Source organism: Aquicoccus sp., from assembly GCF_041686535.1.
Taxonomy (GTDB): Bacteria; Pseudomonadota; Alphaproteobacteria; order Rhodobacterales; family Rhodobacteraceae; genus Aquicoccus.
In genome coordinates, this window is record NZ_JAWLDS010000048.1 from 1 (window position 1) to 22419 (window position 22419).

At 65.1% G+C, this 22419-nt stretch carries 22 protein-coding genes; 10 read left to right on the plus strand and 12 right to left on the minus strand.

Features of this window, described 5'->3' with window-relative positions; translation table 11 throughout:
• Both ACESL9_RS10890 and ACESL9_RS10895 read right to left on the minus strand, forming a co-directional pair.
• On the minus strand, nucleotides 1-543 hold a 543-nt coding region (locus ACESL9_RS10890; protein WP_372674825.1), incomplete at its 3' end, for a cryptochrome/photolyase family protein.
• Entirely contained in the window at nucleotides 537-1199 is a 663-nt protein-coding gene (locus ACESL9_RS10895; RefSeq protein WP_372674822.1) for an SDR family NAD(P)-dependent oxidoreductase, read from the minus strand. The genes ACESL9_RS10895 and ACESL9_RS10890, both read right to left, overlap by 7 nt.
• A 254-nt stretch (nucleotides 1200-1453) precedes the next feature.
• On the opposite strand from ACESL9_RS10895, the gene ACESL9_RS10900 reads away from it, so the two are divergent.
• Nucleotides 1454-3022, plus strand: coding sequence for a 2-isopropylmalate synthase (locus tag ACESL9_RS10900; RefSeq protein ID WP_372674823.1), 1569 nt, complete (start codon nucleotides 1454-1456; stop codon nucleotides 3020-3022).
• 83 nt (nucleotides 3023-3105) lie between these two features.
• Here ACESL9_RS10900 and ACESL9_RS10905 read toward each other — a convergent pair whose 3' ends face one another.
• Nucleotides 3106-4152 (minus strand): rod shape-determining protein, encoded by a 1047-nt coding sequence (locus ACESL9_RS10905; RefSeq protein ID WP_372611317.1) that lies wholly within the window; start codon nucleotides 4150-4152, stop codon nucleotides 3106-3108.
• A gap of 218 nt (nucleotides 4153-4370) precedes the next feature.
• Here ACESL9_RS10905 and ACESL9_RS10910 point away from each other — a divergent pair, with 218 nt between their 5' ends.
• From ACESL9_RS10910 to rodA, 6 genes are all read left to right on the plus strand, one after another.
• Nucleotides 4371-5150 (plus strand): 23S rRNA (adenine(2030)-N(6))-methyltransferase RlmJ, encoded by a 780-nt coding sequence (locus tag ACESL9_RS10910; protein ID WP_372674824.1) that lies wholly within the window; start codon nucleotides 4371-4373, stop codon nucleotides 5148-5150.
• 191 nt (nucleotides 5151-5341) lie between these two features.
• Nucleotides 5342-6607: an MFS transporter gene (locus ACESL9_RS10915; RefSeq protein WP_372611321.1), complete on the plus strand. Its 1266-nt coding sequence runs from the start codon at nucleotides 5342-5344 to the stop codon at nucleotides 6605-6607.
• A 336-nt stretch (nucleotides 6608-6943) separates the two neighbouring features.
• Nucleotides 6944-7873 (plus strand): rod shape-determining protein MreC, encoded by a 930-nt coding sequence (gene mreC / locus ACESL9_RS10920; RefSeq protein ID WP_372611323.1) that lies wholly within the window; start codon nucleotides 6944-6946, stop codon nucleotides 7871-7873.
• Entirely contained in the window at nucleotides 7866-8405 is a 540-nt protein-coding gene (locus tag ACESL9_RS10925; protein ID WP_372611325.1) for a rod shape-determining protein MreD, read from the plus strand. The genes mreC and ACESL9_RS10925 overlap by 8 nt, the downstream gene beginning before the upstream one ends.
• Nucleotides 8406-8418: 13 nt before the next feature.
• Nucleotides 8419-10362: a penicillin-binding protein 2 gene (gene mrdA / locus ACESL9_RS10930; RefSeq protein WP_372611327.1), complete on the plus strand. Its 1944-nt coding sequence runs from the start codon at nucleotides 8419-8421 to the stop codon at nucleotides 10360-10362.
• The gene (rodA, locus tag ACESL9_RS10935; protein ID WP_372611329.1) at nucleotides 10359-11498 is read left to right on the plus strand and encodes a rod shape-determining protein RodA; all 1140 of its coding nucleotides are present in this window, start codon (nucleotides 10359-10361) and stop codon (nucleotides 11496-11498) included. Before mrdA ends, rodA begins: the two co-directional genes overlap by 4 nt.
• 51 nt (nucleotides 11499-11549) lie before the next feature.
• On the opposite strand, the gene murC is transcribed toward rodA, so the two are convergent.
• From murC to ACESL9_RS10955, 4 genes are all read right to left on the minus strand, one after another.
• The gene (murC, locus tag ACESL9_RS10940; protein WP_372611331.1) at nucleotides 11550-12968 is read right to left on the minus strand and encodes a UDP-N-acetylmuramate--L-alanine ligase; all 1419 of its coding nucleotides are present in this window, start codon (nucleotides 12966-12968) and stop codon (nucleotides 11550-11552) included.
• A gap of 57 nt (nucleotides 12969-13025) precedes the next feature.
• Nucleotides 13026-14117: a UDP-N-acetylglucosamine--N-acetylmuramyl-(pentapeptide) pyrophosphoryl-undecaprenol N-acetylglucosamine transferase gene (locus ACESL9_RS10945; RefSeq protein WP_372611333.1), complete on the minus strand. Its 1092-nt coding sequence runs from the start codon at nucleotides 14115-14117 to the stop codon at nucleotides 13026-13028.
• Nucleotides 14118-14155: 38 nt separating this feature from the next.
• Nucleotides 14156-15322, minus strand: a complete 1167-nt coding sequence (gene ftsW / locus ACESL9_RS10950) for a putative lipid II flippase FtsW (RefSeq protein ID WP_372611335.1) — start codon at nucleotides 15320-15322, stop codon at nucleotides 14156-14158.
• Nucleotides 15323-15463: 141 nt separating this feature from the next.
• A complete protein-coding gene (locus ACESL9_RS10955; RefSeq protein WP_372611337.1) occupies nucleotides 15464-15988 on the minus strand; it encodes a peroxiredoxin-like family protein in 525 nt (174 codons plus the stop codon).
• 143 nt (nucleotides 15989-16131) lie between these two features.
• Here ACESL9_RS10955 and ACESL9_RS10960 point away from each other — a divergent pair, with 143 nt between their 5' ends.
• On the plus strand, nucleotides 16132-17310 hold the full coding sequence (locus ACESL9_RS10960) for an NAD(P)/FAD-dependent oxidoreductase (protein WP_372611339.1): 1179 nt from the start codon (nucleotides 16132-16134) through the stop codon (nucleotides 17308-17310).
• Nucleotides 17311-17445: 135 nt separating this feature from the next.
• Here ACESL9_RS10960 and ACESL9_RS10965 read toward each other — a convergent pair whose 3' ends face one another.
• Both ACESL9_RS10965 and ACESL9_RS10970 read right to left on the minus strand, forming a co-directional pair.
• The gene (locus ACESL9_RS10965) at nucleotides 17446-17862 is read right to left on the minus strand and encodes a c-type cytochrome (protein WP_372611341.1); all 417 of its coding nucleotides are present in this window, start codon (nucleotides 17860-17862) and stop codon (nucleotides 17446-17448) included.
• 27 nt (nucleotides 17863-17889) lie between these two features.
• On the minus strand, nucleotides 17890-18315 hold the full coding sequence (locus tag ACESL9_RS10970) for a c-type cytochrome (protein WP_372611343.1): 426 nt from the start codon (nucleotides 18313-18315) through the stop codon (nucleotides 17890-17892).
• A gap of 440 nt (nucleotides 18316-18755) precedes the next feature.
• Here ACESL9_RS10970 and ACESL9_RS10975 point away from each other — a divergent pair, with 440 nt between their 5' ends.
• Both ACESL9_RS10975 and ACESL9_RS10980 read left to right on the plus strand, forming a co-directional pair.
• Nucleotides 18756-19166 carry a PaaI family thioesterase gene (locus tag ACESL9_RS10975; protein ID WP_372611345.1) on the plus strand — a complete coding sequence of 137 codons (411 nt, stop codon included), beginning with the start codon at nucleotides 18756-18758 and terminating at the stop codon, nucleotides 19164-19166.
• A 14-nt stretch (nucleotides 19167-19180) separates the two neighbouring features.
• A complete protein-coding gene (locus ACESL9_RS10980) occupies nucleotides 19181-19624 on the plus strand; it encodes a DMT family transporter (RefSeq protein ID WP_372611347.1) in 444 nt (147 codons plus the stop codon).
• 21 nt (nucleotides 19625-19645) lie between these two features.
• Here the strand turns inward: ACESL9_RS10980 and ACESL9_RS10985 are convergent, their stop codons facing one another.
• Genes ACESL9_RS10985 through ACESL9_RS10995 form a run of 3 tightly spaced genes read right to left on the minus strand, consistent with a single transcriptional unit; the run spans nucleotide 19646 to nucleotide 22181 of the window.
• A complete protein-coding gene (locus tag ACESL9_RS10985; RefSeq protein ID WP_372611349.1) occupies nucleotides 19646-20329 on the minus strand; it encodes an ABC transporter ATP-binding protein in 684 nt (227 codons plus the stop codon).
• Complete coding sequence (locus ACESL9_RS10990) at nucleotides 20322-21614, minus strand: lipoprotein-releasing ABC transporter permease subunit (RefSeq protein WP_372611351.1); 1293 nt, start codon at nucleotides 21612-21614, stop codon at nucleotides 20322-20324. The genes ACESL9_RS10985 and ACESL9_RS10990 overlap by 8 nt, the downstream gene beginning before the upstream one ends.
• A 51-nt stretch (nucleotides 21615-21665) precedes the next feature.
• A complete protein-coding gene (locus tag ACESL9_RS10995) occupies nucleotides 21666-22181 on the minus strand; it encodes a DUF2937 family protein (protein ID WP_372611353.1) in 516 nt (171 codons plus the stop codon).
• Nucleotides 22182-22419: the final 238 nt, after the last annotated feature.

The following is a 22419-nucleotide window of genomic DNA, read 5'->3' on the forward strand; positions in this document are numbered from 1 at the left end:
GGCGCGCTTGCGATTGTCATGGTCGAAATTCCACTTGCCCCCCGCCGGTTTGTCGCCCTCCATCATCAAACCGGTCTTGCGCCGCATCTCGCGATAGAACCATTCCAGCCGAAATTCGCGGCGCCCCTCGGCCCATGCTTCGAAATCTTGCAGCGAACACAGAAACCGGTCATCGGGCAGCATCCGCACCGGCAGCGGCCCCTCCTCCAGCGCCGCGATCACCCGCCACTCACCGGGATGCGTTACGATGACTTCGCCCGCCCCGGTTTCGTCGGCACGGCGCAGCAATTCGCCCATGATCGTGCCCGCGTTGTCCGGATCATCGAGCCGCGTGTAAATCACGTCGCGCCCGAGCTTGCGCAATTCATCCGCAAAATGCCGCATCGCCGCGAAAATCAGCGCAAGCTTTTTCGGATGGTGCGGCACATATTCCGCCTCGTCCGCGACCTCGGCCATCACCACCACGTCGCCCGGCCAGGCCTCCTGCAGGGCCGAAAGGTCATGCGAAAGCTGATCGCCCAGAACGAGGATCAACCTCACCAGACCACCCTCTCGCCCTTCCAGTCGAAGAACCCGCCGCTGTCATCGGGCCCCAACCCGTCCAGCACGTCCAGCAAATGCGCCGCCGCCTGCGCCGGCCTGTGCTTGTCATGCCCCGGAAACCCGGCGGTGAACGCGGTCGCCACCGTGCCCGGATGCAGCGCCACGCAAATGCTTTGCCCGTGCGTGCGTCCCAGCTCGATCGCCGCCGTATGCACGATCTGGTTGAGCGCCGCCTTGGACGCGCGATATGAGTACCACCCCCCCGCACGGTTGTCCCCTATGGACCCCACCCGCGCCGAAAGCGCCGCAACCACCGCGCGCCGATCCCGCGGCATGAGGCGCGCGGCGTGGCGCAGAACCAGCGCCGGCCCGATCGCGTTGACCGCGAATTGCGCCGCCATTTCCTCGGCCCCGACCTCGCGCAGCGCCTTTTCCGGCCGCGCCGACACCCCGGTCAGGATACCGCTCGCCACGAAAATCATGTCGAATCCCGGATCGAGCGGTCCCAACACCGCCTCAACAGTCTCCGGTCGCGCGAAATCGAGCCCGTCGCGACGCGACAGCCCTTTTACCGCAACGCCTCGCACCGCGAGCGTTTCGCAAATGGCCTGCCCGATCCCGCCGGTGGCCCCGATCACCAATGCTTGTTCTGTCATACCTTGATTACGCACCCGATCCCGGTCTGGGTCAAAAAACATGCAGATCAGCACTTTTCATTCGCGATTCATGCCTTATAGTCCGGCATCATGATGACTCGGGGCCATATCACCGCTGTTGCACGCGATCCGCGTGCCGCTTCGCTTGCCCTGCTCCTTCTCCTTAGCCGCCTCTGAGCGTGCCCTTCGGCGCGACCGCTCAGAGGATGGTTTCCGCGCCCGAACGCTAAGGAAAAACGAAAGAGACCCGAAAAATGACCGATACGATCCCTCAAGACCGCGTCTTGATCTTCGACACGACTCTGCGCGACGGCGAACAAAGCCCCGGCGCCACCATGACCCATGACGAGAAGCTCGAAATCGCCGAGATGCTCGACGACATGGGCGTCGACATCATCGAGGCCGGCTTTCCCATCGCCTCCGAAGGCGATTTCCGCGCGGTAAGCGAGATCGCCCAACGCTCCAAGAACGCGGTGATCTGCGGCCTCGCCCGCGCCAACCCCACCGATATCGATCGCGCATGGGAGGCGGTGAAACACAGCAAGCGACCGCGCATCCACACCTTCATCGGCACCTCGCCCCTGCATCGCCAGATCCCCAACCTGACAATGGACGAGATGGCCGAGCGGATCCACGACACCGTGACCCAGGCACGCAACCTCTGCGACAATGTGCAATGGTCACCGATGGACGCCACCCGCACCGAATGGGATTATCTCAAGCGGGTGGTCGAGATCGCGATCAAGGCTGGCGCCTCCACGATCAACATCCCCGACACCGTCGGCTATACCGCCCCGGCGGAAAGCGCCGATCTCATTCGTCGCCTGATCGCCGAGGTGCCGGGCGCCGACGCGGTCGTCTTTGCCACGCATTGCCATAACGACCTGGGCCTCGCCACGGCCAACAGCCTGGCCGCCGTCGCAGGTGGCGCGCGCCAGATCGAATGCACCATCAACGGCCTGGGGGAACGCGCAGGCAACACAGCACTCGAAGAGGTCGTGATGGCGCTCAAGACCCGCCATGACATCATGCCATGGTCCACCGGCGTCGATACCACCAAGATCATGGCGATCTCGCGCCGCGTCGCCACGGTCTCGGGCTTCCCGGTGCAGTTCAACAAGGCGATCGTGGGCAAGAACGCCTTCGCCCATGAATCGGGCATCCACCAGGACGGCATGCTCAAGAACCGCGAGAATTTCGAGATCATGCGCCCCGAGGATATCGGCCTCGCCGCCTCCTCGCTGCCGCTGGGCAAACACTCGGGCCGCGCCGCGCTGCGCGACAAGCTCAAGACCCTCGGCTTCGACCTGGCCGACAATCAACTCAAGGACGTGTTCGTTCGCTTCAAGGATCTGGCCGACCGCAAGAAAGAGGTGTTCGACGACGACATCATCGCCCTGATGCGGATCAGCGAGGACGCCGCCCATGACCGGCTGCAACTCAAGTCGCTCGCCGTGACCTGCGGCACCGCCGGCCCCGCCGAGGCGACCATCGTGATGGAGATCGACGGAGAGGAAAAAACCGCCACCATGCAGGGCGACGGCCCCGTCGATGCCAGCTTCAAGGCCGTGCGCGCCCTGCACGCGTCGGATTCGCTGCTCCAGCTCTACCAGGTCCACGCCGTCACCGAAGGCACCGACGCCCAGGCCACCGTGTCTGTACGGCTCGAAGAAGGGGGCAACATCGCCACCGGTCAATCCGCCGACACCGATACAGTGGTCGCCAGCGTCAAGGCCTATATCCACGCCCTGAACCGCCTTCTGGTGCGGCGCGGCAAGCTCGGCCAGGATGTCAAGGAGGTCAACTACCGCGACGTGGGTTAGGCCCGAGCGCCCCATGACAGATCACACGCGCCCCGGTCATGGGGCGCGTGTCCCGGGCAAACAGGACGTCGATCAAGACCGGCTCAACTGTCGTAATCGATCGCGTGGCGAAGCTGCTTTTCGAACTCCAGCGCCTTTCCTGTGCCCAGTGCCACGCAATTGAGGCAGTCATCGGCAATCGAGACGGCAAGCCCGGTCTGCTCGCGCAGCGACAGGTCGAGATCGCCCAGCAGTGCGCCCCCCCCTGTGAGCATCACCCCGCGATCCACGATATCGGCGGCAAGGTCCGGTGGGGTGCTTTCCAGCGCGGTCATCACCGCCTCGCAGATCTGCTGAACGGGTTCGGACAGCGCCTCGGCCACCTGGGCCTGGCTGATCTCCGTCTCTTTTGGCACACCGGTCAGAAGATCGCGCCCTCGGATCTGCATGGAACTGCCGCGCCCGTCATCGGGCATCCGCGCCGTGCCGATGCTCGTCTTGATGCGTTCGGCGGTGGATTCACCGACCAGCAGGTTCTGCTGACGCCGCAGGTAGTTGATGATCGCCTCGTCCATGCGGTCGCCACCAACCCGCACCGAGCGGGCATAGACGATATCGCCAAGGCTGAGAACCGCCACTTCGGTCGTCCCGCCCCCGATATCCACGACCATGTTCCCGGTCGGATCGGTGATCGGCATTCCCGCTCCGATGGCCGCCGCAATGGGTTCGGCGATAAGCCCCGCGCGCCGCGCCCCCGCGGCCAGGACCGACGAGCGAATGGCCCGTTTCTCGACCGGCGTTGCCCCGTGCGGGACACAGACAATGATCTTGGGCTTGTGAAAGGTCGATCGTTTGTGAACCTTGCGGATGAAATGCTTGATCATCTCTTCGGCAGTGTCGAAATCGGCGATCACGCCTTCGCGCATCGGCCGGATCGCCTCGATCGAACCGGGGGTGCGGCCAAGCATCATCTTGGCATCCTCACCCACGGCCAGGACCTTCTTGACCCCGTCCTTGACGTGATAGGCCACGACCGATGGTTCGCTCAGGATCACGCCCCTCCCCTTGACGTAGACCAGCGTGTTGGCGGTGCCGAGGTCGATGGCCATGTCGGAAGCAAAAAGGCCGGGCATTTTATCGAAGATCGACATGAGCGTATGGCACCCCGTTGATTAACTGAAATCGGCCCGCGACTCGGAAGAGCGCGCGGGCCTCTTTGTATAGGCGGGCGGGTCCTTTTCCGAAAGGGGGGATTCCGGAGGCATCGGCGCGAAACTGCCGTAAGGCGATATCCGGGCGCGATTGCGCGCTCACATCTATCGGGATAAGCCACGGCCAAGGCCCATCACGGTCGCAAAAGGGGGCGCGGATGCTGTCCTATCAACACATCTATCATGCCGGCAACATGGCCGATCTGCACAAGCATGCGCTGCTGGCCACAATGCTGGCGCAGATGGCAGCAAAGCCCAAACCGATGAGCTATATCGAAACCCATGCCGGGCGCGGCCTCTATGATCTGGACGCCCCCGAGGCGCTCAGGACCGGCGAGGCGCAGGCCGGGATCACCCGGGCGCTGGGCGCGGGATGGTTCGCGGCGGATCAACCGTTGATGCTGGCGCTGACCATGGTGCGGGCCGAGGCGGGGCCAGACGCCTATCCCGGTTCACCCCGGATTGCGGCGGCGCTGCTGCGCCCTGGCGATACGATGCACTTGGCCGAATTGCACCCGGGCGAACATGCCGCGCTGATCACGGCGATGCGGGGCACGGGCGCGCGCATCTACGGCCAGGACGGGTTCACGATGGCGCACTCCATCTGCCCACCCGAACCACGCCGCGGGCTGATGCTGATCGACCCGTCATGGGAGGTGAAAAGCGATTACCAAAGCATCCCCGCGGCCATCACGAAACTGCACCGCAAATGGAACGTGGGCGTGATCGCGCTCTGGTACCCGATCCTGCGCGACAACCGTCACAAGGCGATGCTCGACCGGCTTCGGTCCGGTTTCGTCGAGGCGCTGTGCTCCGAGGTCTCCTTCCCCCCTGCACAGGCACGGCACGGCATGATCGGATCGGGCATGTTCGTCATCAATCCGCCCTGGCGGCTGGCCAACGAAGCAAGGCGACTCGAACAAGTTCTCGCCAGATGAAACCTCCGGCTCACCCCGGCATGCTGCATGATCGTGATCGCCTTGCGCAAACGGACCCCGCGCCAGTGGGGATTTTGGCGGGGTCGATGTCGTGAATTGCCTCGCATGCGGCGCTGCAGCGAAACCAGCGTGGCCTGCCGCGTGCGACATTGATACGAGGGAGGGCAACCTTCGGCGCGAAAGGATGTTGCATGATTCAGGTTCTATCCGGGGTCTGGGCCCTTCTTCTTGGCATCGTGCTCATCATGCTGGGCAACGGGATGCATTTCACCCTGATCGGCCTGCGTGGCGGGATCGAGGCGTTTTCGGCCGCGGAGCTGGCCATCGTCACCTCCGGCTATTTCGTCGGGTTCCTGTCTGGGGCGCGCCTGACCCCGATCATGATCCGGCGCGTGGGTCATGTGCGCGTCTTCGCGGCGCTGGGCAGCTTCATGTCAGCGGGGCTGATCGCCTTTCCGCTTCTCACCGAACCCTGGGCCTGGACAGTGCTTCGCATCCTGATCGGGTTCTGCATGTCCGGGATCTTCGTTGCCGCCGAGAGTTGGCTCAATCACGCATCCAGCAATGAAACACGCGGCAAGGTGCTCTCGGCCTACATGATCGCGCAGACACTGGGCATCGTCGGGGCGCAGGGTTTGCTCACGCTGGGCGATGCCGCGAACTCGGCGCTCTTTATCGGGGCCTCGATTCTTGTCTCGATCTCCTTTGGACCCATCCTTCTGTCGGCCACCCCCGTGCCGGCGGTCGAGGTCGCGCGCCCGATGCCCTTGCGGGACCTCTTCAGGGGCTCGCCGCTCGGGACAGTGGGCATTTTCCTGCTGGGCAGCGTCTACGCGACGCAGGCCGGCATGGGTGCTGTCTTCGGCAGCCAGATCGGATTGACGGCGGCACAGATCGCCCTGTTCGTGGCGATGCTCTTCGCCGGGGCGCTGGTGTTGCAATACCCCATCGGCTGGCTGTCCGACCGGATGGACCGGCGCAAGCTGATCTTCGGCGCAGCCGTGCTTGGTGGAATCGCCTGCATGCTTGGCTGGACTTTCGGCGCGGGCCTGTGGGTGCTCATGGCATCGGCTTTCCTCGTGGGCGGCATGACGACACCGCTTTATGCCCTGTTTCTGGCCTATACCAACGATGCGCTCGAAACCGAGGACATGCCGGCCGCGTCCGGCGGGCTGGTATTCACCTTCGGGCTGGGCGCCATCGTCGGCCCGCTGATCACGGGCTGGGCGATGGAGATGCTCGGCCCCTTCGCCTTCTGGCTGGTTCTGGCCACGACCTTCGGGTGTACCGCGATTTACGCCCTCTACCGCATGACCCAAAGCCAGATTACCCCGGTCGAAGAAACCGAAAGCTATCTCGGGGTGCTGCCCACCGCCTCGCCGGTCACGGTCGAAGCGGCCGGCATATGGGCCGCCGAACAGGCCGAGGCCGAGCGCGAGGCAGAGGCCGAGACCTAGCTTCGGCACCAATCAGGGCATGGGCGGCTCGGGCGGTCAGGCGAACGGTCACGAACCAGCGCAACACAGGGCTGCGCATGGCCGCGGTCGGCTGCTCGCAACACGGGCCTCAAGCACTTTATCTCGCCGCGTCCTCCTCAAACCGAAAGACGCGCAACCATTTGAAAGGCAAAAGTGCCTGTCGCAACCGGTCTAAGCACCCACCCGCGGACGGGCATGGCCCTGCGTCGCGCCAACAGCGAAAGCCTGCTATGGCGTCCTCCCGGTTACCCTCGCAAGAACAGGTGACACTTTTCCCCCTCAACCCCGGCAATCCACCATGATATAGAGCCCCTGATGAAGAACGACCGTTCCCAGACCGAAGATTTCACCGGCCCGCTCAAGCGGTTGCTGGCGGCAATCGTCGTGATCGCCCTGCTCGGCGTTTTCGTACTCTGGCGAATCGATTCCCCTCGGGTCGAGCGTTTTCGCGCACAGGTGGTCGATCATGTCCTGCCCAGCTTCGAATGGGCCATGGTCCCCGTCACCGCCAGCGTCAACCTGCTGCGCGATTTCCAAAGCTACCAGGCCCTGCACGCCCAGAACCAGGAGCTGAAACGCGAATTGCAGACGATGAAGAAATGGAAAGAGGCCGCGGTGCAGCTTTCCCAGGAAAACGCGCGGCTGCTCGATCTCAACAAGGTGCGGCTCGACCCGCGCCTGACCTTCATCACCGGGGTGGTCATGGCCGATTCCGGCTCGCCCTTCCGCCAGTCGGTCGTGCTCAATATCGGGTCGCGCGACGGCATTCTCGACGGCTGGGCCGCGATGGACGGGCTGGGCCTCGTCGGGCGGATCTCGGGGGTGGGACGCCGCACCGCGCGCGTGGTGCTTCTCACCGACCCAAGCAGCCGCATTCCCGTCACCGTGCCCTCCTCCGGGCAGAGCGGGCTCCTGATAGGCGACAACACGCGCACCCCGACACTCGATTTTCTCGACAGCCCCGACATCGTGCGGCCCGGCGATCGGGTCGTGACCTCTGGCGACGGCCATGTCTTTCCAGCCGGGCTCCTGGTCGGAGAGGTCGCGATCGACCCGGGCGGGCGGATGCGGGTGCGGCTCGCAGCCGATTACGAACGGCTCGAATTCCTGAGGGTTCTGCGTCATCACGGACAGGAACGCATCGTCGATCCCGGTCAGCTGGTCCTGCCCGAGGTCTTGCCCGAACCCGATTCCCCGCTCGAACTAGGGCAGCGAGAGCAGGTGCAGGGAGACAGCGATGACTGAGATCACGCTCACCCGGCTGTGGTTGATGCGGGCACTATTTGCCGCCATTGTGCTGGTGGTGTTGCTGTTCAACCTGTTGCCGCTCACCACCGCGCCGCGCTTCTGGGCCGGGCCGGACCTGATCATGAGCCTTGCGTTTGCCTGGGTTCTGCGGCGACCCGAATACGTGCCCCTGCCGATCGTTGCGGGGCTGCTCTTCTTGGCCGACCTTGTTCTTGGGCGCCCACCCGGGCTTTACGCCGCGCTCACGCTCATCGCCTTCGAGAACCTGCGCGCCCGCGCACCGCAGTTGCGCGACATGGCCTTCACCGTCGAGTGGCTCAGCGTCAGCGCCATGATCGTCGCCATCATGCTTGGCTACCGGTTGCTTCTGGCACTGTTTATGGTGCCCGAGGCCGCGCCCGCGCTCTGGCTCATCCAGCTTCTGGCAACCGTGGCGACCTATCCGCTCGTTGTCGCCCTCACCCGTTTCGGCTTCGGGCTGCGCAAGGCCCAGCTCGGCGAAGTCAACGCGCTTGGCCAACGGCAATAGGAGGCAAGAACCGATGCGCCGCCCATCCCGCGAAACCGCCCAGAGCCAGCGTCGGATCACCCGTCGCGGCCTCTTGCTGGGCGGGATGCAGGCCGGCGTGCTGGCAACACTCGCTTTCCGGATGCGCTACCTCCAGGTCAAGGAAGCCGAACAATTCCGGTTCCTGGCCGAGGAGAACCGCATCAATATCGAGCTTATTCCACCGACACGCGGCCAGATATTCGACCGCAACGGCCGGATCATCGCGCGCAACGTGCCGGCCTATCGCATCACCATGACCCGCAAGGATGCAGGCGATGTCGAGGCAGTGCTGGCCCGGCTCGACGCACTGATCGAGCTTTCACCCCAGGACATTGCCACCGCGCTCGAAGACCTGCGCACCCGACGCGGCGATACCCCCATCACCGTCGCCGACCGCGTCACCTGGGAAGAGATCAGCCGCGTCGCCGTCAACGCCCCCGCCCTGCCCGGCGTCACCCCCGAAGTGGGGCTCAGCCGGACCTATCCGCTGGGTGCGGATTTTACCCATGTGGTGGGCTATGTTGGTCCGGTCTCCGATTACGATCTCTCGCGGATCGACGCGCCCAACCGGCTCTTGCTGATGCCGCGGTTCCAGATCGGCAAGACAGGCATCGAGGCCCACGAAGAAGAGCGCCTGCGCGGCAAGGCGGGCACGAGACGGGTCGAGGTCAACGCCGCCGGTCGCGTCATGCGCGAGCTTGATCGCCAAGAGGGCAAACCGGGCGACGACCTGCAACTCTCCACCGATCACATGCTGCAGAATTACACCCAGTCGAGGCTGGGCGATGAAAGTGCTGCGGCGGTGGTGATGGACACCGAAACCGGCGACCTTCTGGCCGTCGCCTCTTCTCCCGCCTTCGATCCGAATCTTTTCGTCAACGGAATCTCCAGCACCGACTACAAGGCTCTTCTCGAGAACGAGCGCCGCCCGCTTGTCTCGAAATCGGTGCAGGGTGTCTATCCGCCCGGCTCGACCTTCAAGATGGTGGTCGCGCTCGCCGCACTCGAAGACAACCTCATCACCCCTGAAGATACGGTGCGCTGTCGCGGCCATCTCGAAGTCGCCGACAACCGGTTTCACTGCTGGAAACGCGCGGGCCACGGCAACATGGACCTGCACACCGCCCTGCGCGAAAGCTGCGATGTCTATTTCTACGAACTGGCCCTCGAGACGGGGATCGAACGCATCTCGGCCATGGCACGCAAGCTCGGCCTCGGTGAGCGTTATGACATCCCCATGTCGAGCGTGCACGCCGGCCTCGTGCCGACCCGCGACTGGAAACGCGCGGCGCGAGGCGAGGAATGGGTCATCGGCGATAGCGTCAACGCCTCCATCGGCCAGGGTTTCGTGCTGGCCTCGCCGCTGCAACTGGCGGTTATGACGGCCCGGCTCGCGACCGGGCGCAGCGTCAGCCCGCGCATGATCAAGTCGATCAATGGCGTCGAACAACCCAGTGGCCACGGCGAACCGCTCGATCTCAACGAGAACCACCTGCGTGCCATTCGACGGGCCATGTTCGCGGTCTCCAACAACAACCGAGGCACCGCCTTTTCCTCGCGTATCCTGACCGATGAATACCGGATGTCCGGCAAGACCGGTACCAGCCAGGTGCGCCGCATCACCCCGGCCGAACGCCGCGCCGGCGTGACCCGCAACGAGGACCTGCCATGGAACCGTCGTGACCATGCACTCTTCGTGAACTTCGCCCCCCACGACGCGCCCCGCATCGCCGTATCGGTGCTGGTCGAACATGGCGGCGGCGGTTCGACGGCTGCGGCGCCCATCGCGCGTGACATCACCCTTCAGGCGCTCTATGGCGATGATCCGCCGCTCTCGGCTTACCCGGCCAAGGATCGCGCCCGGATCAGCGCCCAGCAGGAGCGGCTGCGCGACCTGCGCCCACCCGCACGCGATGACAGGCCGACCCGCGCATGAGCTATCTTGAACATACAGTCAAATACACCCCCGCCGGCCCACGCAAGGTGCTTTACCTCAATTGGCCGATTGCGCTCCTGCTCGTGTCGGTGGCGGCAATCGGTTTCCTGATGCTCTACTCGGTCGCGGGCGGCTCGTTCCTGCCCTGGGCCGAACCACAGATGAAACGCTTCGCCATTGGCTTCGTGCTGATGCTGGGGATCGCGATGGTGCCGCTCTATTTCTGGCGCAACGTCGCTCCGCTGGCCTATCTTTGCACGATCGCCCTTCTGGCCCTGGTCGTGGTGATGGGCGATACCGGCATGGGCGCACAACGCTGGCTCGACCTCGGGTTCATCCGGCTGCAACCCTCGGAAGTGATGAAGATCACCCTCGTGATGCTGCTGGCCGCCTATTACGACTGGCTGCCGCTCTCGAAGGTTTCGCATCCTCTCTGGGTGGCCCTGCCGGTAGCGATGATTCTCTTGCCCACGCTGATGGTGCTGACCCAACCCGATCTCGGCACAGCGATCCTGCTGCTGGCAGGCGGCGGCGCAATCATGTTTCTTGCCGGAGTCCACTGGACTTATTTCGCCGCCGTGATCGCCACTGGGGCGGGCGTGGTGACAGCGGTTCTTCAATCGCGCGGCACCGAGTGGCAATTGCTCAACGACTACCAGTTCCGGCGCATCGACACCTTTCTCGATCCGGCGGCCGATCCGCTCGGGGCAGGCTATCACATCACCCAGTCCAAGATCGCGCTCGGCTCGGGCGGTTGGGCCGGGCGCGGGTTCATGCAGGGCACGCAAAGCCAGCTCAACTTCCTGCCCGAGAAACACACCGATTTCATCTTCACCACCCTGGCCGAGGAATTCGGTTTCGTCGGCGCGGTCTCGCTTCTCGCACTCTATGCCCTGATCATTTTCTTCTGCCTGCTCTCGGCCCTGTCGAACCCCAATCGCTTTGCCGCCCTTCTGACGCTCGGTATTGCCACCACCTTCTTTCTCTATTTCGCCGTCAACATGACGATGGTCACCGGCCTGATCCCGGTCGTTGGCGTTCCACTGCCGCTGGTCAGCTACGGTGGCTCGGCGATGCTTGTCCTGATGGTCGGTTTCGGCCTTGTGCAATCGGCCGATGTCCACAAGCCCCGTTAGGATGTGTTGCGCGCGACCCCACCCCGAAGGGCAACGCAGCGCCGGCCGTGCTTATCCGGCGGCTTCGAGCCGTTGCGGCAGGGCATTGGCCCAACCGCTGATCGTGCCCGCCCCCAGACAGACGACCATATCACCCGGCTGCGCCTGCTCCCTGACCAGCCGAACCAGGTCATCGAAATCGTCGATGGCCCGCGCATGGCGGTGGCCATGGGCGATCAGACCAGCGACCAGCGCCTCGCGACTGGCCCCTTCGATCGGGTCCTCGCCTGCCGCATAGACCTCGGCGATCGCAACCACGTCGGCCTCGTTGAAACACGAACAGAACGCGTCGAAATGGTGATGCAGGCGGGTGTATCTGTGCGGCTGATGCACCGCTATGATCCGGCCGCCCGGGTCGGTGCCGATGGCCTGACGCGCGGCCTTGAGAACGGCGGCAATCTCGGTGGGATGGTGGCCATAGTCGTCGATGATGGTCACACCGTTCACTTCGCCCACCCGGGTAAAGCGCCGCCCGACCCCCTTGAACGCCGTCAAGGCATCGCGAATCCTTGCCCCCTTCATCCCGAGATGCCGCGCCACCGCCACCGCGCCCAGCGCGTTGCTGACATTGTGATCCCCCGGCATCGGCAAGGTGCAGCCCTCGATCATCCGCCCCTCGGATTGAAGCGCGATATCGAAATGCGCAATGCCCCGCTCGTAGCGCAGGTTGACCGCCCGCACATCCGCCTGCGCGTTGAACCCGTAAGTCAGCACCCGCCGGTCGGTAATCTTGCCCACCAGCGCCTGCACGTCCGGGTCATCGGTGCAGCACACCGCCAGCCCGTAGAACGGGATGTTGCTGATGAAATCGTAGAAACCCCGGTGCAGGTTCTCCTCGGTGCCCCAATGCTCCATATGCTCGGGGTCGATATTGGTGACGATGGCGATGGTCGCGGGCAGGCGGTTGAAGGTGCCGTCGCTCTCGTCGGCCTCCACCACCATCCATTCGCCCTGCCCGACGCGGGCATTGCTGCCATAGGCATGGATGATGCCGCCATTGATCACCGTCGGATCGAACCGCCCGGCATCCAGCAGCGCCGCCACCATGGTCGTCGTGGTGGTCTTGCCATGGGTGCCCGCCACCGCGACATTGGATTTGAGCCGCATCAGTTCGGCCAGCATCTCGGCCCGGCGCACCACCGGCAGGCCGCGCCTGCGCGCCTCGTCGAGTTCGGGATTGCCCGGCTTGATCGCGGACGAGATCACCACCACTTCGGCGCTATCGAGGTTCTCGGCCCGCTGCCCCTCGAAAATCCGTGCACCCATGCCTTCCAGTCGCGCGGTGATCTTGGTCCGCTTCAGATCCGAACCCTGCACTGAATAGCCATGATTGATCAGGACCTCGGCAATGCCCGACATGCCGATGCCGCCGATCCCGACGAAATGGATGACCCCCACGTCACCGGGAAGTTTCGTTGCCGCTGCACTCATCTCGAACCTTTCCTGATCGTCCCTTGGGGCGGGTGAAGACCCACCATCCCCTCTTCGCTAGCCCGCAAGTTCCTCGACCAGCGCGACAAGCTCGTCCGTCGCTTCGGGCTTGCCCAGCGACTGTGCCGCCCGCGCCATGCGTGTCGCGCCGTCGGGATCCGTCAGAACCCGCGCGATCTCCTCGCCCATTGCTTCGACCGTCACCAAGGCTTCGGGCATCACGATCGCGCCGCCCGCCTCGGCCAACCCGCGCGCATTGGCGCTCTGGTGATCGCCCGTCGCATGGGGATAGGGGATCAAGATCGACGGTCGCCCGATCACGCTGATATCAGCCACGCTCGACGCGCCCGCGCGCGAAATGACCAGTTGCGCCTCGCTCATCCGGCGCGGCACGTCGCGAAAGAACGGCTCCACATCCGCGTCGATCCCCTGCTCGGCATAGAATTGCGCCACCCGCGCGGCGTCTTCATCGCGCGCCTGGTGGCTCACCCGGATATTGCGCAGCACATCCATGGGTAGCGTCGCGATCGCCGGCGGCACGATATCGCTCAGAACCCGCGCGCCCTGGCTGCCCCCGATCACCAGGATCGACATCGGGTAGTCCCCGGGCGGAATATAGGGTGCACCCGCGCGTTCCTGCACCGCTGCTCGCACCGGGTTGCCGGTGTGGACCCCGGCAATAGCCTCGGGCAGATCAGTGGGCCATGTGCCACAGGCGACCCGGTCGACGCGGCGCGCAAAGATCCGGTTGACTCGGCCCAGAACGCCATTCTGCTCATGCAGCATCCGCGGCAATCGCAGCAACCGGGCCGCAGCCATCGCGGGAATCGCGGGATAGCCGCCAAAGCCGATCACCACGTCGGGCCGATCACGCCACATCCGCCAGGCCGCCGCCAATGTTCCACCGGCGATTCGCAGCGGCACCAGCGCCTTGGCCGGCATCCCGCCGCGCGAAAAACTGGCACTCGACACCTGCTCGACCTCGACACTGTGTGGAAACCCGCCTGTATAGCGCGCGCCGCGCGCATCGGTGGACAGCTTCACCCGCCATCCCCTGCGCAGCATCACCTCGGCCAGCGCCTGCGCCGGGAACATGTGCCCGCCCGTACCGCCTGCCGCGATGACCAGAAGTCTCTGCCGCTCCGTCATTTCATCCTCTTGCAACACCCGCCGACGCGCCTCGCGGCCTACCGTCCAGCGCGGCCAAAAATCTCGTCGATCCCGCCCTGCGGACGGGTTCGGGTCAAGGCCAGCAACATCCCCACCGCAATACCCCCCGCGATCAGCGACGACCCGCCATAGCTCACGAAGGGCAGGGTCATCCCCTTCGCTGGCAACAGCCGCACCGCCACCCCCATGTTGATCATCGCCTGAACGCCAAAGATCACGGCAAGGCCCGTTCCGGCCAGTCGAATGAAAGGATCACGCTCGCGCATGAGCCGCCAGAGCGACCGCAGAACCACGCTCGCATAAAGCGTGATGATCACGAGAACAAGCACAAGCCCGTATTCCTCGGCGGCCACCGCGATGATGAAGTCGGTATGGGCGTCGGGCAACGACCACTTGACCTTGCCTTCGCCCACGCCGACCCCGAACAATCCGCCCTCGCGGATCGCGTTGAAGGCAAAACCCAACTGCGTGCGCGGATCGAGTTCCGGGTTCAGAAACCCGTCGATCCGGCGCGCGAAATGTTCTGACGAGTTATAGGCAAGCGACCCACCCAGCACGGCAAGGCCGGCCAGGACCAGAAGAATTAGCATCGGGGCCCCTGCCACGAAATAGATCACGCCCCATCCGAACATGATCAGCGCCGCCTGCCCGAAATCGGGCTGCAATGCCAGAAGAACCACGATGATCCCGGCCAGGATCAGCGACAGGCTCTTGCCCGGCGGGCCATTGATCTCCTGGCTCGCGGCCATCATCCAGGCCGCGACCACCACGAAACCGGGCTTGAGAAACTCGCTCGGCTGCACGCTGGCAAAGCCCAGCGAATACCATCGCATCGCGCCCTTGCCGAAGTCGGTGCCGAAAAACGGCAGCCCGAGCAGCGCCACGAAAGCCACCAGAAAGCCCAGCACGGCAAGGCGGCGCACCAGGTCGGGCGGCAACATCGACGTGATCAGCATCACGACCAACCCCGCGATCCCGAATACCGCTTGCCGCGAGACATAGTGAAACGCGCCGAACCCGTTCTTCTCGGCCAAGGGCACGCTTGCGGCCAGGGCCAGCAGAAGCCCGATGCCGAAGAGGATCAGGATGCACGACAGGCTCCAGCGATCCACCGTCCGCCACCATCTGGGCAGGATCGGATCGCCCGAACGCGCGGGCACCGCGCCATAGACCATTTCCGTCATGGGTAACTCACCGCCAACTCTGCCTCTTGTCCCGTTTCCGGGCCGCCCCTTCAACGGGGTCTGTCGGCAAAGTCTAGCACGGCGATTCGCCCATGGGAAGCATGTGCTTTGCGGCAGGCGCGCGGCCGCGCGCTGCCCCGCTCAGCCGTTCCAGGTGCCCCGGATCGGGTAGTCCTTGGCCCGGATAAAGGCAAGGCCACCGGCCAGCGCCTCTAGGTCGGGCCGGGCAAAGGGTGCGTTCGAGATGTCGGCTAGATGCAAACGCCCTTCGCCATTGACCACGAACAGCCCCGGCTCGGGAAAGGGCCGATCCGTCTCTTCCGGGCTGCGCGGCGCCGAGACGTAAAGCCCGAGCCTCTGCATCTGGTCGGTGCTCATCCCGTATCCGACCGGAAGGTCGAGCCCCACCTCTTCGACAAAGCTCCGCGCCTTTTCCTCGGGGTCGCCCGAGACGACCGTGACTTCGATGCCGTTCCCGGTGAACTTGCCCTTCAACTCTTCGAGCCGGGACAGGTATTTCCGGCACAGCGGGCAATGCGCGCCGCGATAGACCACGATCATCTGCCAATCATGCCCGCCCTGCGGCGCGCCCAACTCGATTTCTCCACCACCGAGCCGCGGCACGATCTCCTTGGGAAACGTCTCTCCGGATTTCGGTTTCTGCATGACTTGCGCTCCTTTCGCGTCGATCTGGCGCGACCCTGCGCCCTGCGCCGGCTACGGGCAATGGACGATGACAGGATTGCGATCAGGTGTGATCGTCGCGTGCGCTCTTGCCCCCCGCGCCGGCATCGGGCATGGCGCGGCACATGCAAGTCGAAACACTCATCCTCGGAGCCGGGGCCGCCGGCATGATGTGCGCCGCCCATGCCGGGCCGGGCACGCTGGTGATCGACCATGCCCGCGCCCCGGGCGAGAAGATCCGCATTTCCGGCGGCGGGCGCTGCAACTTCACCAATCTCGATTGCAGCCCGGCGCAGTTCCATGGCACCAACCCGCATTTCGCCAAATCCGCGCTGGCCCGCTATACGCAATGGGACTTCATCTCGCTGGTCTCCGAACACGGGCTGGCATGGCACGAAAAGACGCTGGGTCAACTTTTTCTCGACGACAAGGCGACCGGGCTCGTCGATCTCCTGCGCAGCCTGATGGCGCGGGCCGGGGCCGAGTTGCGGCTTGAAACCGCGCTGGTGAACCTCGCCCATGACGGCACGCGCTTTCACGCCACGCTCGAAACACGCGGCCACCGCGAAACGGTCGAGGCACGCCGTCTCGTGGTGGCGACAGGTGGCAAGTCGATCCCGAAAATGGGCGCCAGCGGCCTGGCCTATGACATCGCGCGTCAGTTCGGCCATGCACTGGTGCCGCCGCGCCCCGCGCTGGTCCCGCTCACCTTCCCCGGAAACCGCTTTGCCCCGCTTGCCGGCGTCTCGTTGCCGGTGCGCGCTGCTGCGGGCGGGCACGGCTTTGACGAGGCGATGCTGTTCACCCATCGCGGCCTCTCGGGCCCCGCGATCCTGCAAATCTCCAGCTTCTGGAGCGAAGGCCAGCCCATCGCCATTGACCTCGCCCCCGGCACCGACCTTCTGGCCCGACTGCGCGCCGAGCGGCAAACCGCGGGGCGCAAGAAAATGGGCACCGCGCTGGCCACCCACCTGCCTGCCCGCCTCGCCCAGTACCTTGCCGAAAGCTTGACCCTCAAGGGCAACCTCGCCGATCAGCCCGACAGCCGCCTTCAGCCCCTCTGCCGGACATTGCACGACTGGAGCCTCACACCTTCGGGCACCGAAGGCTGGCGCACCGCCGAGGTGACGGCGGGCGGAGTTTCCACCAACGGGATCTCACCGCAGACCATGATGTCGAAAACCGTGCACGGACTCTATTTCATCGGCGAATGTCTGGATGTCACCGGGTGGCTGGGTGGCTACAATTTCCAGTGGGCCTGGAGCTCGGCCATGGCCGCCGCCCGGGCTCTCACCGACAGCTGACCGCACGACCGCTACTGTCGGGCACATGAGTATTTAGGCCAAGAAAGAGAGCGGGGCCAACGAACTGGCCCCTGTTCTTTCTTGGAAAAAATACTCGAATCCCACGCCTTCAAACGGCGCACATAGTTGCGATCTTCAGCGCTGGATACTCTCCAGGTAAACCATCAACGCCGCGAGCGGTCGCGGCACCGGAGAAAGCACGCCGTCGCCCGTGTCCACCGGAACGGTCGGCCCTTCCAGCAGCAGACCGAACTCGGGCATGTCCTGCTCCGGCAGACGCCCGCGGGTGTAACCGTCGATGTAGGAGAGGACCTGCGCGCGTGGAAAATCGCCCTCTTCCGCCTGCGCGATCATGGTCAGGTCGCTGGGCGCGCGCCCGCCCTGCTCACGGATCTCACGCGCCAGTTCCCCGTCCCCGCGCCCGTCGGCACCGTGGCACATCGCGCAATTCTCGGCATAAAGCGCCGCGCCCTCCGATGCATCGGGCATCTCCTGTGTTACGCAGGCCACCAGGAACCCGGCCACCGAAATCATCGCGACAATCGCTCGCATATCGTCCTCTCCCCGCCTGTCCGGCCCTTATTCTTCCGCGGTTTGCATTGTCTCCAGAAACGCCACCAGATCGGCGATTGCGCGGCTCGTCATCACCGTCTGCCCGCTCGCCGTCTTGAGCGCGGTATCGTCACCCTCGAAGAAATCGCCATAGACCGGCATCGGGCTGCCATGGGCGACCAGCGGATCACGCCCGTCGATTCGCTGGATGACCCGCAATACAGGGAACGTCCCCTCGTCCTGCGCGGCGAGAGAGGTCAGATCGGTGGGCTCGATCACCAGGATTCCGGCCATCGGCCCGTGCCCTTCGCCATCCAGCCCGTGACAGGTGGCGCAATGACGCTCGTAAAGACGCGCCCCAGCGTCGGCATCCTGTCCTGCCACCATGGTTCCGGCCATGGTCGCGATCAGGGCCAGCGCGGCCGTTTGTCCCGAGATACAAGATTTCCGCATCCGTCGTTCCTCCGATAATCCATTCGTCCTGTCAGCGACCAGCCTAGCACATCCCACTGGCGCCACATTGACACCGATCATGTGGCAACTTCGCAGGCTTACCCCGCGTGCCGCAAGCCCGAACCAAGGCAACCGCAGCCTCGCCCACCGCCTGCGGCCCCCGGTCACCGCAGCCCATCACGCACAGCCGGCAGGCTCCGTGCCCGGGTCGGGGAAAACGGCCCACGCACTGCGCCGGTTTCCGCATCTGCTGCGTCCACCCTGCACCTCAACCGGGCGGAGATCAATGCGCTCGCTGCAAGTTGCGATGGCCCTTGACCCCGGGATTGCCTACTGGCCAACAGGACTGGAACACCGCCGATTGCCATGCCAAACTCACCCGGAGTCAAATGCGTCGAACGACGCCCAGGGGCATAATAGGCAGGACGGAGCCAGAATTCATGACAGTGACAACCGACGCGGCGCAGGCGCTTCTGAAAGAGGGCTTTGCGCCCTGGGTCCAGGCTCTCGATCTGAGCATCACCGAGATCGGTGCCAGCGGCGCTACACTCGCCATGCCGGTGGCCGAACATCTCGAACGGATGGGGGGCATCGTCTGCGGGCAATCACTGGCCGCGATGGCCGACACCGCGATGGTCTTTGCCTGCATGGGTCACATGAACCGGTTTCATCCGGTCGCCACCACCACGCTCGACACCCAGTTCCTGCGCCCCGCCACCGGCGACGCGATCCGCTGCGAAGCCGAGGTGGTGCGCGCCGGAAAGGCGCTGATCTTCACCCGCGCCACGTTGATCGCCGAACCTTCGGAAAAACCCGTCGCCACCGCCACCGCCACTTTCTTCATCCCCTGATCAGGATCCCGCCGATGACGCCCACTTCCGCCTATGCCGCCGTGATGCTCGCCGCCGGGATCGGCATTCCCGTCCTGGCCGCGCTCAACGCCCAGCTGGGCCAGCGCCTCGGCAGCCCCTTCGCCGCCGGGGTGATCCTCTTCGTGGTCGCGCTCTGCGCCGGGATTGTGGTGCTCCTGCTGACCGGCCCCGCCCCGATTCTCAAGGCCCCGCAAGTGCCCAGGCACCTCTTTCTTGCCGGTCTCCTGGTGGCCTTCTACATTCTCTCGATCACCTTCGTCGCGCCACGTTTCGGGGTCGGCAACGCGGTCTTTTTCGTGCTCCTCGGCCAGTTGATCAGCGCTGCCGCGATCGACCATTTCGGTCTCTTCGGCGCGCAGATCAGCCCGCTCTCGCTGGCCCGCGCGGGCGGGATCACGCTGATGGCGGCGGGGGTCTGGCTCACCCAGCAGGTCTGACACGCCACGCGGGCACGGGTCTCACCCTGCAACGAGCCCACCATTCTCCAGCCGCAGCACCCGGTCCATCCGTGCCGCAAGGCCCGTGTTGTGCGTGGCGATCACCGCCGACAGCCCGGTGTCACGCGCCAGCTCCAGCAGTGTTTCGAACACCCTGTCCGAGGTCGCAGGGTCAAGGTTGCCGGTCGGCTCGTCGGCCAGGAGCAGGCGCGGCTCGTTCGCCAATGCCCGGCAAAAGGCCACCCGTTGCTGTTCGCCCCCCGACATCGCCGCGGGCCGATGATCGGCGCGCGCGCCCACCCCCACCCGCGCCAGAAGATCCCCGGCCCGCGTCATCGCATCGGCGCGGCGCCGCCCGCCCGCCAGTTGCGGCAGCATCACGTTTTCCAGCGCGCTGAACTCGGGCAAGAGGTGGTGAAACTGGTAGACGAACCCGACCTCCTCGCGCCGGACCGCCGTGCGCCGCCGGTCCGACATCCCCACCATCTCGCGTCCGCCGATCCGCACCGACCCCGCATCGGCCACGTCCAGAAGCCCCGCGATGTGCAGGAGCGTCGATTTCCCCGCCCCTGACGGCGCCACGAGCGCCACGATCTCGCCCGGATGCACGGCCAGATCCACACCCGCGAGCACCTCGACCGCGTTGGGCCAGCCCCGGTTATAGGTTTTCTCGACCCCCTCGAGTTCCAGAACCGGCTCACTCATAGCGCAGCGCCTCCACGGGGTTCATCCGTGCCGCGCGGCGCGCCGGAAAGATCGTCACGATGAAGGACAGCCCAAGGCTCAGGCCCACCGCGCTCATCACGTCGTAGAGTTGCAGTTTCGCCGGCAGGAACGAGATCCCGCGCACCGACGGATCCCAGACCCCCCCGCCCGAGACCGCGTTCACGATGCCGAAGATCGGGTCGATATAGATCGCGAAAAGGCATCCCAGAAGCACCCCCATCGCCGTGCCGATGATCCCGGTAAAGGCACCGCAGATGAAGAACACCCTCAGAACCGCCCCCTCGGTCAGGCCCATGGTCCGCAAAATCCCGATATCGCGCCCCTTGTTCTTGACCAGCATGATCAACCCGCTGGTGATGTTCATCGCCGCGATCAGCACGAGGATGGACAGGATCACGAACATCACGTTGTCCTCGATATCGAGCGCGCGCAGGAACGATCCGCTTGCATCGCGCCATGTCCACAGCAGCGCCCGCCCGCCCGCCGCCTCGAGCAGTTCCGCGCTCAGCGCTTCGATCCGCTCGGGCTCGGCCACCATGACCTCCAGCTCATCGGCCACGCCCTCGCGGTTGAAATAGGACTGCGCCTCGTCGAACGGCATATAGACGCGCGTGCGGTCGATGTCATAACGACCGGCGGTAAAGACATAGACCACCTCATAGGCTTTCACCCGCGGGCTGGTGCCGAACGCGGTCTTGGCCCCGTCGGGCGAAATCACCTTGATCCGCTCGCCCACGCCCACGCCCAGCTCGCGCGCAACGCCCGATCCGATGGCGATGGCTTCATCGCCGCCGAACCGCCCAAGCTCTCCCTGCGACGCCTGCGGCTCGACGATGCGCGGAATGGTCTCGAGGTTCTCGGCACTGATCCCGAAAACCTCGATGCCCGCGTTGCGCCCCCCGGCACTGGCCATCACCTGCCCCTTGACCAGCGGCGCGGCGCGGATCACCCCCGGCACCGCGCGCACCCGCTCGGCCATGTCCTCGTAATCGGCGATGCTCCGGTCGCTCTGCCCGTTCTCGCCCGCCTGCGCCGCGTTGTAGATCGTCACATGCGCGTTGGCGCCCAGAATGGTATCGACGAATTCCGCGCGAAACCCCGACCGCACCGCCAGCGTCGCGATGAGCGCCATCACCGCCAGCGTGATACCGATCAGGCTGATCCAGGTCATCACGCTGACCCCGCCCTCGGCGCGGCGCGCCCGAAGGTATCGCCACGCGATCATGAATTCGAACCGCGCGAATGGGGGGGTGGTGCCTGCCATGTCTGCTCCCGGGTCTGGTTGCGCGCAATCTGCGCCGCGGCGCGGATCAGGTCAAGCCACGCGGCCCGCTGGCGCCGCTTTCCGCTGTGAGGCCAGACGCCGCGCGAGCCCGCCCAGCCCCCCGATCACCGCCACCCCGGCAAGGAACCCCGCGCCCGCGAAGACCGCGCCCTCGAATGTCAGCGGCAGCGCGGGACGATAGGACTGCCAGACCCTGGCGGCAATCTCGGAATCGCCCAGATGCCCGGCCCGGTGCAGCCGCGTGAACGGCCCCGCCGCCTGCAATGCCTGCAAATCCTGCGACAGCCGTGCATGGCGTGCGATCACGCGCCCCATGGTTTCGGCCCGCGCCGAGCCCATCGCACTGCCCGCTTCCAGGTCGGCCAGCGCCGCCGCGCGGCTCAGCCCCAGCCCTGCCGCATCCGCGTCGAATTCATCGACAAAGCGCGACAGCTCGTCCACCGCGCCACCCAGGCGTTGCACATATTGCTGGCTGAATTCGGGAAACTGCGACAACCCCGCCGCCCCGGTCAGCCCCCCGGCCAAAGTGAGCACCCTCAGAAACATCTGCCCTGCCTCTTGTTTTCGGGAAGTCTAGCAGATCGCGCCCGGCTTGGAAAAGCGGCGCGGATACGACCCGATCAGCCCCGGCGCGAAACCGACGCGACAAGCGGGCCGCAAATGTCCGCTGTGCGGGACGGAGCGGACCTTAGAGTCTGATTCAAAACTATCTGAGCATTATTAATCCCTTGCGAGATGGCGTGTGACGCGTCGAATGTGGGCGATTGTGATCCACGCCTCTGCG

Bases quoted from the DNA above. Each gene is read 5' to 3' on its own strand.
- ACESL9_RS10895 (WP_372674822.1), bottom strand. From the start codon at position 1,199: ATGACAGAACAAGCATTGGTGATCGGGGCCACCGGCGGGATCGGGCAG.
- ACESL9_RS10900 (WP_372674823.1), top strand. From the start codon at position 1,454: ATGACCGATACGATCCCTCAAGACCGCGTCTTGATCTTCGACACGACT.
- ACESL9_RS10905 (WP_372611317.1), bottom strand. From the start codon at position 4,152: ATGTCGATCTTCGATAAAATGCCCGGCCTTTTTGCTTCCGACATGGCC.
- ACESL9_RS10910 (WP_372674824.1), top strand. From the start codon at position 4,371: ATGCTGTCCTATCAACACATCTATCATGCCGGCAACATGGCCGATCTG.
- ACESL9_RS10915 (WP_372611321.1), top strand. From the start codon at position 5,342: ATGATTCAGGTTCTATCCGGGGTCTGGGCCCTTCTTCTTGGCATCGTG.
- mreC (WP_372611323.1), top strand. From the start codon at position 6,944: ATGAAGAACGACCGTTCCCAGACCGAAGATTTCACCGGCCCGCTCAAG.
- ACESL9_RS10925 (WP_372611325.1), top strand. From the start codon at position 7,866: ATGACTGAGATCACGCTCACCCGGCTGTGGTTGATGCGGGCACTATTT.
- mrdA (WP_372611327.1), top strand. From the start codon at position 8,419: ATGCGCCGCCCATCCCGCGAAACCGCCCAGAGCCAGCGTCGGATCACC.
- rodA (WP_372611329.1), top strand. From the start codon at position 10,359: ATGAGCTATCTTGAACATACAGTCAAATACACCCCCGCCGGCCCACGC.
- murC (WP_372611331.1), bottom strand. From the start codon at position 12,968: ATGAGTGCAGCGGCAACGAAACTTCCCGGTGACGTGGGGGTCATCCAT.
- ACESL9_RS10945 (WP_372611333.1), bottom strand. From the start codon at position 14,117: ATGACGGAGCGGCAGAGACTTCTGGTCATCGCGGCAGGCGGTACGGGC.
- ftsW (WP_372611335.1), bottom strand. From the start codon at position 15,322: ATGACGGAAATGGTCTATGGCGCGGTGCCCGCGCGTTCGGGCGATCCG.
- ACESL9_RS10955 (WP_372611337.1), bottom strand. From the start codon at position 15,988: ATGCAGAAACCGAAATCCGGAGAGACGTTTCCCAAGGAGATCGTGCCG.
- ACESL9_RS10960 (WP_372611339.1), top strand. From the start codon at position 16,132: ATGCAAGTCGAAACACTCATCCTCGGAGCCGGGGCCGCCGGCATGATG.
- ACESL9_RS10965 (WP_372611341.1), bottom strand. From the start codon at position 17,862: ATGCGAGCGATTGTCGCGATGATTTCGGTGGCCGGGTTCCTGGTGGCC.
- ACESL9_RS10970 (WP_372611343.1), bottom strand. From the start codon at position 18,315: ATGCGGAAATCTTGTATCTCGGGACAAACGGCCGCGCTGGCCCTGATC.
- ACESL9_RS10975 (WP_372611345.1), top strand. From the start codon at position 18,756: ATGACAGTGACAACCGACGCGGCGCAGGCGCTTCTGAAAGAGGGCTTT.
- ACESL9_RS10980 (WP_372611347.1), top strand. From the start codon at position 19,181: ATGACGCCCACTTCCGCCTATGCCGCCGTGATGCTCGCCGCCGGGATC.
- ACESL9_RS10985 (WP_372611349.1), bottom strand. From the start codon at position 20,329: ATGAGTGAGCCGGTTCTGGAACTCGAGGGGGTCGAGAAAACCTATAAC.
- ACESL9_RS10990 (WP_372611351.1), bottom strand. From the start codon at position 21,614: ATGGCAGGCACCACCCCCCCATTCGCGCGGTTCGAATTCATGATCGCG.
- ACESL9_RS10995 (WP_372611353.1), bottom strand. From the start codon at position 22,181: ATGTTTCTGAGGGTGCTCACTTTGGCCGGGGGGCTGACCGGGGCGGCG.